Annotated in this window: 17 protein-coding genes and 1 pseudogene; 4 read left to right on the top strand and 14 right to left on the bottom strand. The window is 61.9% G+C overall.

All coding sequences use genetic code 11. The annotated features are described in order from the left end of the window. Positions 1-53 precede the first annotated feature (53 nt). The gene (locus ACR9ZQ_RS13765; protein WP_481429316.1) at positions 54-653 is read right to left on the bottom strand and encodes a J domain-containing protein; all 600 of its coding nucleotides are present in this window, start codon (positions 651-653) and stop codon (positions 54-56) included. Positions 654-915: 262 nt separating this feature from the next. After that, positions 916-2,598: an arylsulfatase gene (locus ACR9ZQ_RS13760; RefSeq protein WP_481428072.1), complete on the bottom strand. Its 1,683-nt coding sequence runs from the start codon at positions 2,596-2,598 to the stop codon at positions 916-918. 910 nt (positions 2,599-3,508) lie between these two features. On the opposite strand from ACR9ZQ_RS13760, the gene ACR9ZQ_RS13755 reads away from it, so the two are divergent. Then, positions 3,509-3,721: a cold-shock protein gene (locus ACR9ZQ_RS13755; RefSeq protein ID WP_007818490.1), complete on the top strand. Its 213-nt coding sequence runs from the start codon at positions 3,509-3,511 to the stop codon at positions 3,719-3,721. 82 nt (positions 3,722-3,803) lie between these two features. Here the strand turns inward: ACR9ZQ_RS13755 and ACR9ZQ_RS13750 are convergent, their stop codons facing one another. Beyond that, positions 3,804-4,196 (bottom strand): winged helix-turn-helix transcriptional regulator, encoded by a 393-nt coding sequence (locus ACR9ZQ_RS13750; RefSeq protein ID WP_310388340.1) that lies wholly within the window; start codon positions 4,194-4,196, stop codon positions 3,804-3,806. Between the two features lie 48 nt (positions 4,197-4,244). Between ACR9ZQ_RS13750 and ACR9ZQ_RS13745 the strand changes: the two genes are divergently transcribed. Further along, positions 4,245-5,054, top strand: coding sequence for an SDR family NAD(P)-dependent oxidoreductase (locus tag ACR9ZQ_RS13745; protein ID WP_481428071.1), 810 nt, complete (start codon positions 4,245-4,247; stop codon positions 5,052-5,054). A 204-nt stretch (positions 5,055-5,258) separates the two neighbouring features. After that, a complete protein-coding gene (locus tag ACR9ZQ_RS13740; protein ID WP_481428070.1) occupies positions 5,259-5,735 on the top strand; it encodes an NUDIX hydrolase in 477 nt (158 codons plus the stop codon). Between the two features lie 125 nt (positions 5,736-5,860). On the opposite strand, the pseudogene ACR9ZQ_RS13735 reads toward ACR9ZQ_RS13740, so the two are convergent. From ACR9ZQ_RS13735 to ACR9ZQ_RS13690, 10 genes and pseudogenes are all read right to left on the bottom strand, one after another. After that, a pseudogene (locus ACR9ZQ_RS13735) lies at positions 5,861-6,746 on the bottom strand (LysR family transcriptional regulator); the annotation flags it as partial. A gap of 39 nt (positions 6,747-6,785) precedes the next feature. Then, positions 6,786-7,286, bottom strand: coding sequence for a hypothetical protein (locus ACR9ZQ_RS13730; RefSeq protein ID WP_481428069.1), 501 nt, complete (start codon positions 7,284-7,286; stop codon positions 6,786-6,788). Between the two features lie 359 nt (positions 7,287-7,645). Further along, the gene (locus ACR9ZQ_RS13725) at positions 7,646-7,963 is read right to left on the bottom strand and encodes a hypothetical protein (RefSeq protein WP_113324534.1); all 318 of its coding nucleotides are present in this window, start codon (positions 7,961-7,963) and stop codon (positions 7,646-7,648) included. Then, positions 7,960-8,169, bottom strand: a complete 210-nt coding sequence (locus ACR9ZQ_RS13720) for a hypothetical protein (RefSeq protein WP_481428068.1) — start codon at positions 8,167-8,169, stop codon at positions 7,960-7,962. The genes ACR9ZQ_RS13725 and ACR9ZQ_RS13720 overlap by 4 nt, the downstream gene beginning before the upstream one ends. Positions 8,170-8,254: 85 nt before the next feature. Continuing rightward, positions 8,255-8,809, bottom strand: coding sequence for an alpha/beta hydrolase (locus tag ACR9ZQ_RS13715; RefSeq protein ID WP_310388352.1), 555 nt, complete (start codon positions 8,807-8,809; stop codon positions 8,255-8,257). Between the two features lie 39 nt (positions 8,810-8,848). Then, positions 8,849-9,121: a hypothetical protein gene (locus tag ACR9ZQ_RS13710; RefSeq protein WP_481428067.1), complete on the bottom strand. Its 273-nt coding sequence runs from the start codon at positions 9,119-9,121 to the stop codon at positions 8,849-8,851. A 436-nt stretch (positions 9,122-9,557) separates the two neighbouring features. Next, positions 9,558-10,745, bottom strand: a complete 1,188-nt coding sequence (locus tag ACR9ZQ_RS13705) for an arabinose transporter (protein ID WP_481428066.1) — start codon at positions 10,743-10,745, stop codon at positions 9,558-9,560. A gap of 211 nt (positions 10,746-10,956) precedes the next feature. After that, positions 10,957-11,436, bottom strand: coding sequence for a GNAT family N-acetyltransferase (locus ACR9ZQ_RS13700; protein ID WP_481428065.1), 480 nt, complete (start codon positions 11,434-11,436; stop codon positions 10,957-10,959). Between the two features lie 101 nt (positions 11,437-11,537). Continuing rightward, on the bottom strand, positions 11,538-12,068 hold the full coding sequence (locus ACR9ZQ_RS13695; protein WP_310388361.1) for a GNAT family N-acetyltransferase: 531 nt from the start codon (positions 12,066-12,068) through the stop codon (positions 11,538-11,540). A 111-nt stretch (positions 12,069-12,179) separates the two neighbouring features. Then, positions 12,180-12,977: a glycosyltransferase family 25 protein gene (locus ACR9ZQ_RS13690; RefSeq protein WP_310388363.1), complete on the bottom strand. Its 798-nt coding sequence runs from the start codon at positions 12,975-12,977 to the stop codon at positions 12,180-12,182. 223 nt (positions 12,978-13,200) lie between these two features. Between ACR9ZQ_RS13690 and ACR9ZQ_RS13685 the strand changes: the two genes are divergently transcribed. After that, a complete protein-coding gene (locus tag ACR9ZQ_RS13685; RefSeq protein WP_481428064.1) occupies positions 13,201-15,129 on the top strand; it encodes an adenylate/guanylate cyclase domain-containing protein in 1,929 nt (642 codons plus the stop codon). A gap of 44 nt (positions 15,130-15,173) precedes the next feature. Here ACR9ZQ_RS13685 and ACR9ZQ_RS13680 read toward each other — a convergent pair whose 3' ends face one another. Beyond that, positions 15,174-15,959, bottom strand: coding sequence for a YdcF family protein (locus ACR9ZQ_RS13680; RefSeq protein WP_310388364.1), 786 nt, complete (start codon positions 15,957-15,959; stop codon positions 15,174-15,176). Between the last annotated feature and the right edge of the window lie 262 nt (positions 15,960-16,221).

Here is a 16,221-nt window from a genome sequence, read left to right as displayed (position 1 = left end):
TCGGAATCATGCGCGCGAGCAAGGCCGGATGATCTCCTGCGGCGATGGTTCCCCTATTCCGCAGCCTCTCCGCGCTGCGGCTCCACCGCATCCACCTCTTCCAGCGGCGCCAGAACCTCCACCTCATACGAATAGCCCTCGAGCATCGTATAGGTATGCTCGATCGTCTGGATCTGCTTTTCCGTCTTGCGGATGGCGTCGGCGATGGCCTCGCTGCGGGCGCGCAGCATGGAGCCGAGCACGTCGGTTTCCGGGCGCCGGCCGAGGCGGTCTATGTGTTTGCGCACGCGGGCGCGGTGGCGTTCGAGCTCCAGGATGTGGAATTGGCTCTTGACGATATCGTCCGACAGTTTGCGGCGCATGGCGGCGACCGGGTCGAAGCTGCCGGGTTCGCGCTCGTCGAGGATCACCTCGTTGACGAGCGATTCCAGCATCAACACGCCTTCGAGATCCTTGGGGTCGGCCAGTTGCGGATCGTAGCCGGTATCATCATAGACGCGCCGGCGCACGGGATCCTGCAGGAGTTCGTAGGCGATCTGCAGCCTGTTGAAATGATCGGTGTCGCCGCCGGCATCCGGATGTGCGCCCTTGGCGGCCTTGCGCCAGGCAAGCCTGATCGCCTCGCCATTGGCGTCACGCTCCAGTCCAAGCATGGCATAGGGATCGATCACGCCGGCACTTCCTTCATTCACTGCTTCGTCCCTCCGAGACCTACCGGCTGGCTCGCGCCGCATCAAGCCCCGAAACACCCTGCCATAATTGCGGCCGCTCGGGACGAAATTGTGGAACGGGGCGGATTTTCCCACAGGCAAGGGGTTAACGGGGCGCGATTTCTGCTGCGCTGGTTGGCTAAAGCCAGGCAAAAGAGCAAACGGGCAGCCCTTCCGGCCACCCGTCGTCTTGACCCGTTATCGATCAGTTGCCTGGCTTGTTCTTGATCGCCGCGTCTATTTGCCTCTTCACAGCATCCAGGTTGAAGGAGGCCGGATCCTGCATTGGCGGATAGTCAACCGCCGTAAGAGCGAGTTTGGCGACCTCCTGCTGAACACTCACGAAGCGCCAGAACTCGCGAGCAAAGAAGTCATTCATGTAGCCTCCACCCTGGTCATTGAGGCTTTGCTGGCCGATCGACGGAGTTCGCTCGAAGGGATCCTGGCGGATATTGACCATGGTGGGCATATCCGTCGTTACCTTCGCACCGGGCCAACCCTGCGGCTGTTGAAAGAACTGAAACTTGAAATTGTCGAGGCGTACAGCACCCAGAGCCGGGCCACCGAAGTAGAAGAACTCATGACGTGCGGACGGCGAATTGCCCTCCAGCAGGTCCAGCTGATTGTAGCCATCCAGGTGGTTCTTGTAGGTCACGTCACCCAGTTTCACGCCCTTGAGCAACTGGTCGGTGATGTTGGGGTTACCAGCCGCAGCCACCAGCGTCGGGAACCAATCCAGGGCGGAGAAAATACCATTCTCGACGGTGCCCGCCTTGACCTTGCCCGGCCAGCGGATGATTGCGGGTGCGCGGAATCCGCCCTCCATCACAGTGCCCTTGGTGCCCTTGAACGGGGTCATGCCGCCGTCGGGCCAGGTAAATACTTCTGCGCCATTGTCGGTCGTGAAGACGACGATGGTGTTGTCGGTCTCGTCGGCGTCCTCCACGCATTTCAGGATGGCACCGACGCTATCGTCCAGCTGCGCGATGCCGGCTTCTTCGAGACCATAATTGGTCTGGCTGTTCATCAAAGCCTGGTACTTGGGAGACAGGAACGTCCAGACGTGCATGCGCGTCGTGTTGTGCCAGACGAAGAACGGCTTGCCCTCGGTCTTGGCCTTGTCCATGAAGTCGCAGGAAGCCTTGACCAGCACTTCGTCGAACGTTCCCATGTCGTACTTGGCCTTGGGCGTTATGTCATGCATGTTCGGCACGTTGGACATATCAGGGTATGGCGCCAGCGGGCCTTCGTCGATGATCCGCTGCTTGCCGATCTTGCCCCAGCGCGGCTGCTGGGTCGCGTCATCAGTATCAGTGGCAAAGCTGTGCACCAGATTGCGCGGCCCGACCTTGTCACGGTACGACTGGTCATCCGGGAACGAATACCAGTAGGGGTCCGACATCGCATCGAGGTGGTACAAGTACCCGAAGAACTCATCAAAGCCATGCAGAGTTGGCAGAAACTTGTTCAAATCGCCGAGGTGGTTCTTGCCAAACTGACCCGTGGCGTAGCCCTCGGTTTTGAGGACGGCGGCGATGGTTGCGGCCTTGTCCGGCATACCAACATCTGCACCCGCCTGACCCACAGTCGTCAGGCCGGTGCGCAACGGGATTTCGCCGGTAATGAAACTCGCCCGGCCAGCCGTGCAGCTCGCCTCGGCATAATAGTCGGTGAACATCATGCCCTCAGACGCCAGCTTGTCGAGGTTCGGCGTCTTCCCGGACATGATGCCCCGGTGATAGGCACCGATGTTGAACCAGCCAACATCGTCGCCCATGATGACGAGGATGTTGGGTTTCGACTGCTGCTGTGCGACTGCCGGTGCGCCGAGCGCGGTCGCGCATGCGGAAGCCAGCAGACCAAAGCAAAGGTTTCTCATGGCACTCATGGCATATCCTCCGTTGAGTTTGCTCGTTGCTCGGCCCCATTGGCGCGGCCTCTCAGAGTAAAAGGATGCCATCCTCTCGGCCGAAGACGATCTGATGTCGTGACAGTTCGCGGCATGATGTTGTGGGAAGTCGGGTAGTTGGCCAGATGAATGCCGCACTGATCATTCGCCATAGAGTGGCGACAGGCGTACCCGCTATCGAAGCGTCGATGGCCAGTAATGAACTGCTTGCCCTGGCGTCTGCCTAGGTGTCAGCCGCCGCCTTGGCGGATAATCGCACATCTTTGCCTTCACCACCAGATTGAAGACTCTCGTCGCCACACTCCGATGGTCGGGAGCCGCCACGTCATGGCCGTTTTGCGCGCAAAATGACCGCTGGAACCGCTGTGAAGCGGCGTCCGGCATTTGCCACATCATACCGCCTTTCTCCACCCTTCTCTCCGCCGGCTGATAAAAGGGATTCCAAGGGAACCGGGAGTCCGTCAGCCGGAAGATGCAGGCCGCCGCCTTCAGGTTGCAAATCTCGCCTCGTCCCGTAATGACACAACCTTGCAAGGCTCTGCTAATCTTTCGCCAACCATTTGAATCATCACCCATTCTCGCAACCGCGAAAGGCATGCCACAATATTGCCGCTTGCTTTTTGCCCGAAATGCTGGCACGAACTGCAACACTCGGGCATTTCGCATGCCGGTGACTGGACTGAAGTGGTAATGCCCTTTCGGAGCGCCAACTCCGGTAGGGCGGTATGGGTGACACCCATGCGCGTAGATGTTCTTTCCCCGTACGTGACGTCTCGACTGACCCTTCGCGCCGGGCTCCAGGGCCGAAACGCGAAAGCTAAAGCCGTCCGCCTCCCCACCGCCGGGGGTGCGGATAAACTAACTACCAATGGGAAAAGGACTATCCCCCATGGCCACCAAGGGCACCGTAAAATTCTTCAACCAGGACAAGGGTTTTGGTTTCATCACGCCGGAAGGCGGCGCGAAGGACGTTTTCGTCCACATCTCCGCTCTCCAGGCTTCTGGCATCCAGTCGCTCCGCGAAGGTCAGCAGGTTTCTTTCGACACCGAGCCGGATCGCATGGGCAAGGGCCCGAAGGCTGTCAACATCCAGGCCTTCTGATCTGATTCAGGTCTTTCTGCGTCAAGTAGGCGACGGCGCTCCGTAAGGGGCGCCGTTTTTGTTTGTTGGGGGCTAGCGGCATTCAGCCAGCCTTTGAAGCTGCGACCCCATGCCCCCGCGAAAATTCCCGCGCCGCCATCAGCACCGGCATCAGCGCCCTGCCCGCCTCCGTCAACTGATATTCCACACGCGGCGGCTGCTCGCCGAAATCCCGCCGTTCGACAAGCCCGTCCTGTTCCAGTTCCCGCAGATGCTGGGTCAGCATCTTCTGCGAAATGCCCGGCATGTCCCGTTTCAATTGCAGAGTGCGCATCGAGGGCTCGGCAAAGAGCCGGAACAGGATCGGCAGCTTCCAGCGCCCGCTGATCATTTTGAGCACTCGCGTCACATGCGCGACGGAGCCGTCAGGCCCGAGGCAGACGGAGCGTTCTTCCTGTCCTACAGGCACTTTTAAGTGCGTAATTGTGTCGAGCATCGTCCTGTTCTTCTGTGCTTTCCTCCACTCCAAGATAGGAACACCGCGATGGATTTGAAACTCGACGGCAAGACGGCGCTCGTCACCGGCAGCAGCAAGGGCATAGGCGAAGCGATCGCCAGAGGGCTCGCCCGCGAGAAGGCCACGGTCATCGTCCACGGCCGCAACAGGGTCGAAACGGAGCGCGTTGCCCATGAGATCATTGCCGAAGGCGGCCGCGCCCATGCGGTGACCGGCGACCTCACCATCGATGACGAGGTGGAGCGCCTGATCGACGAAGCGCAGGCGCTTGCCGGCGGGATCGACATCCTCGTCAACAATGCCGGCGGCTCGGGCGAGCCGGAGGACTGGGCAACCAGCCGCCCCGCCTCCTGGGCCGCAGCCTACGACCGCAATGTCCTGGCCGCAGTCCGGGTAACCACAAGGCTGCTGCCTGACATGCGCAAGGCAGGCTTCGGCCGCGTCATCAATATTTCCAGCCTCGCCGGCCTGATGCCGCCTGCCGGCAGGCCTGATTACTCCGCCTGCAAGGCCGCCATGAACGCCATGACCTCTTCCATGGCCAAGGCGGTGGCGGCCGAGGGCGTGACCGTCAATACGATCTCGCCGGGCACGATCCGCAGCGCCCGCCTGGACGCCCGCTTCCGCGAGGTGGCGGGTGAGCGCGGCGTGGCTGCGGATGCCGCGTGGGAGACGATCGAACAGGCGGTGCTGCCGCTCTTCGCCGAGGTGCCGCTTGGCCGGGTGGGAACGCTGGACGAAATCGCCGACGCCGTCTCCCTCCTCGTCAGCCCACGGGCCGGTTATATCACGGGCGTGAATCTCAGGGTCGATGGCGGGATGCTGCCGGCGATTTAGCGTAGGTGCGGCAGAAGACCGGAATTCGGTAGCAGTGCCGCCAGCCGAAGGAAGTTGGTGGCCGCTTCGCGCCCGCCATAAGCGACCATTGCGGTTGTCACAAGACTCCCTACTCTGCTACGTCGTAAAAATCAGAAGAACGAGTATCGATTTAATCGGGAATTCTGCGACTAACCGTTGTTTTCATAAGCTGGATCGACTTTCATGGCTGAAATCCCAATCCGTAGCTTTGGCGTGTCCGTTGTTCTTCTTCGCAACGCCGAAACTGAAACCGAAGTCTTGTTGCTGCGCCGGAATCACACTCTTGTTGGCGAATGGTGCCAAATCGCCGGTGGCATTGAGGACGACGAAAAGGCGTGGGAGACAGCGCTGCGTGAGGTGAAGGAAGAAACGGGATTGACGTGTGTTCGCCTATATTCAGCAGATATATGCGAGCAGTTCTATGAGGCTGACCGCGATGCTATTACCATGGTTCCAGTTTTCGTTGGCTTCGTAGATGCGGAGGCGCAAGTCATCCTCAACGAAGAACACAGCGAGTTCTGCTGGACTTCATTAGCGACGGCACTGAACATGGTGCCGTTTGCGGGCCAGCGCCATGTTTTGAAGCATGTGGACGCCGAGTTTGTGCAGCGCGAACCTGTTAAGCACCTTCTCATCCACAAGTCGTCGTATGAATCCTGATTTTCGATGCAAAGAAACTCGACACCCCTGATCTTCAAGAGATGTCCGCTTAGGGTCGCCAAAAGCGGTCACCCCGGCGCCCTGACATCGAGCGAGATCGGTCGGGGCTTCCCGCCACCCGGGCCTCAGCGACCTTCGTCCGCAGGCTCATGCGCCTGCTGGAAACGGTCGATCAGCATGTCGGTCAGCACACGCACCTTCCGCGCGGGATACTGACCCGGCGGGCGAATGACATAAACGCCTGCCGGAGGGGGCGGATGGCGTGTCATGACCGGAACCAGCGCGCCGGAGGCGACATGATCATCGATGACGCCATCGGGAATCCAGGCGATGCCTAGCCCTTTCAAGGCCGCCGCAAGGAGAGCCAAGGCGTTGTCGGCCTTGAAGCGCCCCCGCGGGTAAACCGTGACAATCTCCTCGCCATCCATGAATTGCCAGGCTTCCGTTCCCTGCATGAGGGCCTCGTGGGTGGAGAGATCCTCCGGCTTTTCGGGAGACCCATGCGTCCTGATATAATCGGGGCTTGCGACCAGCTTCCCGTAGATCGGCCCGACGCGCCTCGCAATCATGTTGGAATCCTGCAGATAGCCGACGCGGATCGCGCAATCGAAGCCCTCGGCGATGAGGTCGACGAAACGATCGCTATAGACGGTTTGGAGTTGGAGCTGCGGGTGGCGCTGCGCCATGTCCGCGAGCACGGGCGCGAAGTGGGTCGGGCCGAAGGACAGCGGAACGGCCACTCTCAGGCGGCCACGAAGATCGCCGGTGGGCAGGATCGTTTCCCTGGCGATGTCGATCTCGGCACAGACCCTCGCCGCATGATCCCGAAACCGTTATCCCAGCCTCAGTCAGGGCAGCGCCGCGGGTCGTACGTGCCAGAAGCTGGACGCCGAGGTCCGCTTCGAGCCGGGCGAGCCGCCGGCTGACGATCGACTTGGTGACGCCCAGCCGTCGCGCAGCGGGCGAAACACCCCCGGCATCGGCGACCTCGACGAATGTCCTGAGTTCTTCAGCCGGAAGGCGTCATTTGTAGATTGACCACCCTCGCATTCATTCCCCACCCAGATAGGTCCCGATATACTCCCCCCGCTTCCAGAGCTCGGCGCGCAGCCGGGCCTCGGCACCCCCGGATGTCACCGGGCTAAGACACAGCATGCAGTCGGCAATCACCTCCCCCGGCTGCAGGATCGCCTCGATGGCGGCTGCCTCCTGCGCGATATCAGCGCAATCAGATATCGCCAGCAGTTGCCGCTCCGCCACCCTTGCGGCCTCATGCAGCTTGCGCCTGAGCACAGTAAGCACCGCATCGTCATCGTCGGCCGGCGCCTGCTCCATCAGGCCGCCACCCGCCTCGATCCGCGCAAGCAACAGTTCGATACTGCGCCCGAGATCGTAACCAGCCATCAGTCTCGTCCGCCATGCCTCGACCGCCTGCCTACACCGCGCACGTTCCCGGCCGATCGCCGAAGCAATTGCCCTTTCCTGGCAGAAGCCGCCCGAAAGCTGCGCGGCCCGAACCAGCACCATCAGGTCTTCGGGAATATCCTTCAAGAAGACCACCCGTTGGGCGCAAGAATGGCTGGCGTTTCTGCCGGCTGGAAGCATGTCACCGATCGGTGAGAGACGCCGTCAGACACCGCCGACAATGCTGCGATCCGCCGTGATGGCGCACCGTGCCCGAATGCCTTGATGATGGTGATGTCGCTCCTTTCGAGCGGGCAGGCATGCATGCAAAACTCTCCTGTTGGATATCGCTGCCGTCATAGGGTTGTACCCGCCAATGCCGGCAACAATCAAGGAAATTATTCCTATATTCGATCACGATCCATATCAGACGAGACTTTTCGGGGGACCCAGAACGCGCGAAAGCAAACAAAGATAGGTTTATGTTCCGCACCGGCAGGCGGCGCTCAGGCCGCCTCGCTGTGGCGTTCCACGAGCTCGGCCCATTCCATTGCCGCGTGGCGGCCGAGCACCGTCTTGTCGTTCCCGATGACGGCGGCGATGCGCCGGAAGAGCTCGTCGGCAAAGGGCGCGGGCCTGCCGGATTCGGCATTGCCGGCCGGGCGCAGTACCGTGCCCTCGGCAAGATGGATCATCTCGACGCCGAAGCCCTCATGATCTCCCGAGAGCTCTGCCGATCCATATAGCAGCAGGCCGTTATCGTTCCGGCCGAGGATGGGGATGACGAGTTCGTCGAAATCGAACCGCAGGCTGAAGGCGTTCATCGGCCGATGACCTCCTGCTGGAGGCGCTCCGCACGGATGAGCTGGGCCTCATAGCGGCCGGCGAGCGAGATCACGAAGCCGGCGGCAAGGAGCAAGCCGGCAAGCGGCTGGAGCCTGCCGATGGTGTCGAGGCGGCGGACGCCCGGCGTCAGCGCAGGCGCGCGGAAAGGCGCCTCGCCCCTTGCTTCAAAATAGTCAGATATCATGCGGCAGCTCCTGCATCGGCTTTGATTTCGGCGATGCGGGAGGATGCGATGCCAATGGTTGAGTGATGGAACGGGGTCGGCGGGCCTATGCGGCCAGCGAGCGTATATCCTTGGCCACGTCGGCGAGATCATTGTCGAGCTGGTGATCGCGCCCCGGCAGCGAGCAGAGGACGGCATCCGGGATCGCCCTGGCGTAGGCCTCGATATGGGCAAAGGGCACGGTGTCATCCTCGCTGCCGTGATAGATGAGCACGGGCAGCCCCTCCGGCAGGCTTTCGGAAAAGTCGTCGCTCCCTGCGATCTCATCGCTCTCCCATCCGCCGGCACCCATGAAGGGCGGCGCGATCAGGATGACGGCACCGGGCTCGAATGCCGGCCACTCTTCGGCAAGTGCGTGGAGAAGCACCGTGCCGCCGAAGGAATGGCCGATCAGGATGGCGCCGTCTTCGAGGGTCTGGAACTCGGCGACGACTGCGGCTTTCCAGGCCTGATAATGCGGGTCCGCTTCATCGGGCATGCGGGGATAGCGGATGGCATAGGCCTCGCCGAGTTCGCGTGCGAGGCTGTCGACGAGCTTGTTGTCCCACTGATCGTGGGTTGTTTCGCCGGCGCCCTGGATGAAGAGGATCTGTGTTGGCATGGGTAATGTTCCCGTTGTGACCGTCAGGGAGATGGGTCGTTACGGGAACAGGGCAAGGGCCTCGACCCGTCCTTCGCCCTCGACAAGGAGGGAGGTCGACGGGTGCCGAATTCGCCAGCGGATGCCACTAACCTTGGTTGCGTCGTTCAGGCCAGCTTTGCGCCAGAACCGGACGAGCGCGTGGCTCACCTTTTCGGCGCTATCGCCTTCCACCGATGCGGCGCATATCCACAACGCGGCCATCACGCTGCCGTATGGAAATTTCGAACCGGCTGTTGCCTCTGCGGGCATGATAAACGAAGAAACGACCACGGCAGTCGATCCGCCTGACGTCGCGAAAACCGCGGCTGCGGAGCAGCCTCTCGCCCTGACTACAGGTAATCCCTCTGCCTCTGTTGAGATTGGTGCCAACGCTAATGGAGATCTGGGCCTGTGCGCTTGCTTCAGTCGGCACGGTTATTGTTGGGACCGACAGGCCGACGGCCAGCACGAGTGACAGAAAAAACGACGATCTGGACAAGGCATCCTCCCTTGGGTAACGGGGTCTGAATACACCATACTCGTTTGCCGGCGGAATTATACAACCGTGGGGATAGGAGCGATAGAGGGTCGCGTCAGAACGAGCCGTCTCCGCTCCCCATTCGGTTAACCACAGGCATATTGAGGACCGGCCAGGGTCGGGACCCGTGGCTCGACCCTGGCCGAACGGAGGGGGCTTCCGACACACCCCCTACTCATCCATGCACCCTCACCTCGCCGCAACCACCTTCCCTCGCCTCAACACGACAGCGATCACAAACCCGCAAACCGCCGTCACCCCACCTACGAGAAACACGCTCCCGTAACCCGCCCAATCCGCCAGCAGGCCCGCCAGCGGTCCGGTGAGCCCGTAAGCCAGATCCTGAAAGGCCGAAAATCCGCCGAGCGCCGTGCCGCGCAGATGCGGTGCCACGAGATGCACGACTTCACGCCCCATGGCGGGAAAGATCATCGAGCAGCCGAGGCCGGTCATGAAGGCGCCGATCAGGGCGACGGTGGGATCGCCGGCACTCCAGATCAGCAACTGGCCGATGGCCTCGACCGCAAGCGAGACGACGGCGACCGCGAGCCCGCCATAGCGATCCGGCAAGTGGCCGAAGAGCAGGCGCACCAGCACGAAGCCGCAGCCGAAAGCGGTAAGCCCGAGACCTGCATGATCCCAGCCGAGATCGCGGAAATAGAGGGTGAAGAAGGAGCCGATCGCGGCAAAGCCCATGCCCTGCAGGCAGACGATCAGCCCATGCACCCAGATGCGGCCGATGACAGCGGCAAGCGGCGGGCGCTCCCTGCCCGGATGGGCGGCAACGGCGGGCACGCTGCGGATTGCGGCAAGCCCCAGCAAGGGCAGCACGGCGCTGACGGCCATCGTGCCGGCAAAGCCGAGATGATCGAGCAGCAGCAGCCCAACAGGCCCGCCGAGGCCGAGCGCGCCGTAGATCGCCGCACCGATGAGCGCCAGCACCCGGCCGGAACGCTGCGGCCCGACAAGCCCGATACCCCAGGCGATGACGCCGACGGCGACGAGGCTTTCGCCAAGCCCGATCAACAGCCGCCCGGCAACGAGAATGGCGAAAGCCGCAACCGGCGCCTGCAGCGAGAGTCCCGCGGCGAGCGAAATCAGCGCACCCGCCACATAGAAAAGCAGGCCGCGCTGCACGGCAAGCTTGGCGCCCCTGCCATCGGCAAGCCCGCCGGCATAGCCGCGGGTGAGGATGGTGGCGAGAAAGGCAATGCCGACGCCAAGGCCGGCCCAGCCATTGCCGAGACCAAGCGCGCCGGTCACGAATACGGGCACGACCGGAAGGGCGATCGCAACGCAGAGATAGGAGATGAAGAGGATCGCGGTCAGCAGGTAAAGCCGGACCTGCTCGCGATCATCAGTAAGACGGAAAGCCATGAAAACCTCCTGGCTATTCCCTCATCCGACGGGCACAAAAAAACGCACTCCGACCGGCGAGGATCGATAAGTGCGTTGCTTGACGTCAAACGCTTACGGCCAGAGGACTGGCGTGCGTTGGGAAATACGGGATATGTGTAGGAGTGTCAACGATGGCTGTGCCGCCACACCACCCGCTTCGTCCTCTCCTATGTCGGACGGCGGTACCCCACTATCGTCCTGATACGGCCTCTATCAGCGACCGCCTCATGAAGAGGCTTATGGGTGTCGCCGTATAGGGTGCAAAAGGCTCACATGGCTTGTATCCGCCGCGGCGATATAGCTGTTGTGCTTCGATGTTGCGTGTTCCAACTTCGAGCAGCATGGCCTGCGCTCCGAGCGTCAGCGCCTGAACTTCCGCTCGCCGAAGCAGTGCCATACCAATACCGGCACCCCGCACACCGGCATCCACGATCATGCGCTTCAGCTCCGTGGTGCCGTCACCTCGCTCAAACAGCACGCAAAGTCCGACCGCTCTGTCAGCAAGACGCGCGATGAGGACATACGTGCCAGGTTTTGCCAGCGACCCCGCGGTGATCGGCCGACGGTATTCACCCGGATAGAGCGCCGCGGCGACAGAATCCGACTCCGACAGAAGCGCCGAGACTTCGTGCTGCAGCGCAGGTTCGATATTGACGGCAACTTCAGACATCACGCCAGCACTCACCTCGTCAACATCAGACAAGCGCAGGTGAATACGGCTGCCGCAGCTTGTCAACTAGCTCGATACCCAGAGCTGAAACGCCGCCCGTATCAGGCCATGAGCGGCGTCACATCATCCCAGACGAAGACGAGGTTTTCCGATCGCCAGACCGGGCCGGGATCGATGAATCCGCCGGCAAGATCGCCATCCAGCGCCCGATAAAACGCAATCGCCGCCGCATTCCCCTTCACGACGCCGAGCGCAGCTCCCCGAAACTCCCTCGCCTTGAGATGCTGCGCCAGCCGCGCAAGCAGCGCCCGGCCTATGCCGCGGCGCTGGCTGTCCGGATCGACATAGAGAAATTTGATTTCGCCGCGATCCCCGAAGATCGGTTCCGAAGGTCGGCCGGCGGCGCCGATTCCGACGATCTGCCCGTTCGCTTCGGCAATCAGCACCATCTGGTCGGCGTCGGCAGACGCGAGCTTCTCCCGCCAGCGCTGACCGCGATAGGCTTCGTCGAGCGTCGCGTGGGCCACAGCCGGCGCAAGGGTTGCGTAAGTATGCCGCCAGACCTTCACATGGAACTCGGCAATCGACTGAGCGTCGGCGATGCCTGCGACTCTGATCGAAATATCATACATCTCCCGCCTTATCCTTGCCGGACAATCCGCCCGATCGTGACCGCATACCGGCGCCACTATTCCAGGCAGCCCCTATCCGATCACCTGCACCAGCGCCGGCAACAACCCCACCTAACCGGATTTCACAGTACCTGCATTGAACCTGGAGCGATCGACGAGAACATCCCTCTTCTGCCCCCACAACAGGCCGGCAACGAGGTTTCTCGCCTTGATGCTTTCGAGCTCCAGCCGGCGCAACTGCTTGCGCACCTTGCTGAGCGGCAGGAAGACCAGATCCTTTTCCGGGCGCACGAAATCGGCGCTCTCGCCCTCACCCTCCAGAAACCGCTGCTGGATGACGGGCGCCGGCTCGATCTGGTAGGCGGCAAGCCAGGAGCGGTGCCAGAAATGCGCATCGATCAGCGAATAGGTGGTGGTCTCTGCAAGCATGCGTTTTGCCGCCTCGGGGCCGATGACATAACCGGCCAGCCCCACGCGGTTCTGATAGACGCGGGTCGCTCCAAAACGGCCGGCCTCGTCCTGCCATGCGCGCTTGCGGTTGAGGATATGGCGACGCGGCGCGAATTCGAGATCGTAGACGCTGTTCCACGCATCGTTGCGGGCTTCGATATTGGCGAGGACGGCCGTGATATCGTCTGACAGCACCGCATCGTCTTCGAGGATGAGCATCTTCGCGCCATGCGCGATCACCGCCTGCCAGGCCTTGCGGTGGGACAGGAAGCAACCGATGTCCTGCCGCCGCGTCGGGCTCGGCCAGTTACTGGCAGCCGTCTGGCATTCCTCGGCCGTGAGATCGCCAGCTTCGAATGCGTCGAGAAACTCGAAGGACAGGCCGAGTGCGGCCATCTGCCGGATCTGGAAGCTCCGCCGAACCTCCTCCGCCTTGCGGCTGATGATCAAAATTCTCAAGTGAACTCCCTGGCGCCCGATGCCTGCCCCGTCAGCGCAAGCATATAACCGTGTTCCGATGCAAGCAAAAGCGCGGAATTCGCGAGCAGATGCCACCGGCCGAAGCGAGTTCGTGGCCGCTTTGCGCGACAATCAGAGATGCCGTTTTGGCGGTGTGCTGGTTGCGGTGGTTCCGTGGGTGTAGACTGCCGGCACTGTTGCATGTTCATACAGGGCAACGATGATGAGTACCCCCGCACTCGACCGGAAGCTGCTCGCGATCCTGGCGGCGGATATGGTAGGCTACTCGAAGGCGATGGAGGCCGATGAGGCCGGCACCATCAGGCGACTGAAGGCCATCCGCACCGACCTGATCAATCCCGCCATATCTGAGCGCCACGGCACCGTTATCAAGCTGATGGGCGACGGCACGCTTGTCGCCTTCGACAGCGTGGTCGATGCGGTTGCCTGCGCCGCGGAGTTCCAGAATAGCGTGGCAGCGCGCAACGCCGACCTGCCGGAGCCAGAGCGCATCATCTTCCGCGTCGGGATCAATCTGGGCGATGTGGCCTTGGTGGATGGCGACCTCTACGGGGATGGGGTGAATGTCGCCGCGCGGCTGGAGCATTTGGCCGAGCCGGGCGGCGTGATGGTGTCGGGGACGGCATACGATCATCTCCAGGGCAAACTCGACTGGCCGCTCGATTTCGCCGGCGAGCAGCAGGTCAAGAACATCAGCCGCCCGGTGCGGATGTATCGGCTGAGGCTCGACGGCAAACGGGCGCGCCGCCCGCTTCTCGGAATGATACCGCGCTGGGCCGGGACGGCTGCGGTGGCAATCGTTGCGCTTGCTCTGGCCGGCGGCGGGGCCTGGTGGTTCCTGCAGCCCGAACCTTCGAGCGGCAAGCCGTCGGTGGCGGTGCTGCCCTTCGACAATTTTGGCGGCGACGAGGCGAGCGGGCGTCTGGCTGATGGCCTGACGGAGGACATCATCACCGACCTCGCGCGGTTTCCCGAATTCGAGGTGGTGGCGCGCAATTCGACGGACGTTTTTAAAGGCAAGCCGGTGGATGCCCGCCAGGTAGCAACTGCACTCCATGTCGGCTTTGTGCTGGAAGGCTCGATCCAGCGGCAGAGTGGCCGGGTTCGGATCACAGCAGAGTTGATCGATGCAAAGACCGGCCACCACCTTTGGTCGGAGAATTGGGACCGGCCCGCCGAGGACGTGTTCGCCGTTCAGACCGAAATCGCAGAGCAGGTCGCCAACCGCCTCGGCGGCGGCGTGGGACTGATTCAAGAGGCCGGGCGGGCTGCGGCCAAACGCAAACGGCCCGAAAACCTGAATGCCTATGATTATTATCTGCTCGGGTCCGAGAAGATTGAAAAGCTCACCAAAGCCGATGAGGAGGAGGCCATCACGTTTCTCAACCGCGCCATCGAGCTGGACCCAGGGCTGGCACGGGCCTGGGTAGAACTTTACCATGCGCATGAAATATTGAGTTTGTTTGGCGTCGATCCCGAGAGCAACCGCAACGCGGCCGACGATGTGGCCGAACGCGCGGTGCGGCTTGATCCGAGCGACGCCGAAGCACATGCGGTGTTTGGCATGAGCCTTGCCAACAAAGGCGACATGGGCCGCGCCAAGTCTGAGCTGGACACGGCCCTTCGCCTGGCGCCGGGTTCGTCCGAAATCCTGACTTTCTATACCGGCTATGCAGCACGCTTCGGCGAACCCGAGCGCGGCGCTCAAATGGTCGACCAGGTAAAGCGGCTCGACCCGAACTATCCGATGTGGACGTCCAACTTCTTCTCACCCGCCTACTTCATGGCGGGTCGATATGAGGACGCCGTGAAGATGCTCGAGCGCATGACGCCTGACAGCTACCAAAAGTGGACCTGGGTAGTGCGCAGCAGCTCGCTTGCGGCACTCGGTCGAACCGACGAGGCGAATGCTTCGGCCAGAGAAGCCCTCAAGCAGCACCCGGACCTGACTGTGGAGGGAATGATCAATGAACCCGGCCTAAGCTCAATAGAACGCAGTCGGTTCATAGAGACGATGCCGTTAGCCGGCTTCCCGGCATGCGCTAAGCCCGAGGCGCTTGCGAAACTCGCCAAACCCGTGCGACTGCCGGAATGTGGGGCGGCGAAGGCGGACCCTCTCGCGCAGCCATAGAACAGCCCTGTGCAACACGCCTGCGAGGCGCAAGCCGTCTGCCCTCACTGCGGATAAAGGGTCGAGACGCGCCCGGCGAAATAGTAGGCGACGATGCCGATCCATTCCCGCAGGCCCGTCGTCAACAGGTCGGCATTGTCAATCGGATGGCCGGCCGACAGCGTCAGGCCCTGTTTTCCAGTCGTACGGTAATCGGCGACCCAGGGCGTGACGTCCATGCCGAGATTGCGGAAGATTGCCACCGCCCGCGGCATGTGGAAACCCGATGTCACGAGCAGGCAGTGGTTAAGGTTCAGCCGCTGCAGGATCACCCTTGTATTGATGGCGTTCTCATAGGTATCGCGCGACTCCGCGTCATATTCGACACGGGTCGGGTCGATATGGAAATCGTCGAACATCCTGCGGATGATATCCGCTTCCTTGACGTAGCCTCCGGTGAGACTGCCATCGCCGCCAGACATGATGATCCTGGCATTGGGATAGACGCCGGCCAGCCGCACCGTTTCGATATAGCGATCAGCCGCGTCATCCAGGTTGTAGCCACCGCGCACGCCATCGACCTTTGTCGCGATCCCGCCGCCGAGAAGGACAATGCAGGCGACATCGGCAGGTGCGGCCGGCCGCGGAAAACGATCCTCCAGCTCCTGTACGATCAGCGCACCCGATGTGGTGTAAAAGCTCACGAAGATGAGCGTGAGCGACAGGAGCCCGGCCGCGATAGCGAGCCGCCGGATACGGAAGATCATCAGGATGACGCTGAGCGCGATCAGCAGGAAGCCGATCGTGACGGGTTGGGACGTGAGCCAGAAAACCTTCGCGAAGAAAAACATGGGCGTGCCGGTATCCTACTGAAATGCAGCCACGAAAGCCTATGGTTGGATTCGAGGCAAGTCTGGTTTTTGGGAGACGTTCTGCCTTCTCCAGCCGATCAGGTCAATTGATGAGGCGAGTGGCGCGCAAGTCCCACTCCTCCTTTCCGCTTCGCCGCTCGCCGCACGAATTTACGGCCGCATTTACGGTAACGTACTTCCCCGGCATGCGCGTGGTGTGTTTAGGACGTGTGCAGCAGAGGAGCGCAGACATCGGGCCCGC

It is taken from the genome of Rhizobium sp. KNZ14-9A (genome assembly GCF_056755015.1).
This window is presented reverse-complemented; position numbering and strand designations above follow the sequence as displayed.

What these genes read in the sequence shown, in the direction of transcription:
- ACR9ZQ_RS13765 (WP_481429316.1), bottom strand. Translation starts at nt 653, where the DNA reads ATGCTTGGACTGGAGCGTGACGCCAATGGCGAGGCGATCAGGCTTGCC.
- ACR9ZQ_RS13760 (WP_481428072.1), bottom strand. Translation starts at nt 2,598, where the DNA reads ATGAGTGCCATGAGAAACCTTTGCTTTGGTCTGCTGGCTTCCGCATGC.
- ACR9ZQ_RS13755 (WP_007818490.1), top strand. Translation starts at nt 3,509, where the DNA reads ATGGCCACCAAGGGCACCGTAAAATTCTTCAACCAGGACAAGGGTTTT.
- ACR9ZQ_RS13750 (WP_310388340.1), bottom strand. Translation starts at nt 4,196, where the DNA reads ATGCTCGACACAATTACGCACTTAAAAGTGCCTGTAGGACAGGAAGAA.
- ACR9ZQ_RS13745 (WP_481428071.1), top strand. Translation starts at nt 4,245, where the DNA reads ATGGATTTGAAACTCGACGGCAAGACGGCGCTCGTCACCGGCAGCAGC.
- ACR9ZQ_RS13740 (WP_481428070.1), top strand. Translation starts at nt 5,259, where the DNA reads ATGGCTGAAATCCCAATCCGTAGCTTTGGCGTGTCCGTTGTTCTTCTT.
- ACR9ZQ_RS13725 (WP_113324534.1), bottom strand. Translation starts at nt 7,963, where the DNA reads ATGAACGCCTTCAGCCTGCGGTTCGATTTCGACGAACTCGTCATCCCC.
- ACR9ZQ_RS13720 (WP_481428068.1), bottom strand. Translation starts at nt 8,169, where the DNA reads ATGATATCTGACTATTTTGAAGCAAGGGGCGAGGCGCCTTTCCGCGCG.
- ACR9ZQ_RS13715 (WP_310388352.1), bottom strand. Translation starts at nt 8,809, where the DNA reads ATGCCAACACAGATCCTCTTCATCCAGGGCGCCGGCGAAACAACCCAC.
- ACR9ZQ_RS13705 (WP_481428066.1), bottom strand. Translation starts at nt 10,745, where the DNA reads ATGGCTTTCCGTCTTACTGATGATCGCGAGCAGGTCCGGCTTTACCTG.
- ACR9ZQ_RS13700 (WP_481428065.1), bottom strand. Translation starts at nt 11,436, where the DNA reads ATGTCTGAAGTTGCCGTCAATATCGAACCTGCGCTGCAGCACGAAGTC.
- ACR9ZQ_RS13695 (WP_310388361.1), bottom strand. Translation starts at nt 12,068, where the DNA reads ATGTATGATATTTCGATCAGAGTCGCAGGCATCGCCGACGCTCAGTCG.
- ACR9ZQ_RS13685 (WP_481428064.1), top strand. Translation starts at nt 13,201, where the DNA reads ATGAGTACCCCCGCACTCGACCGGAAGCTGCTCGCGATCCTGGCGGCG.
- ACR9ZQ_RS13680 (WP_310388364.1), bottom strand. Translation starts at nt 15,959, where the DNA reads ATGTTTTTCTTCGCGAAGGTTTTCTGGCTCACGTCCCAACCCGTCACG.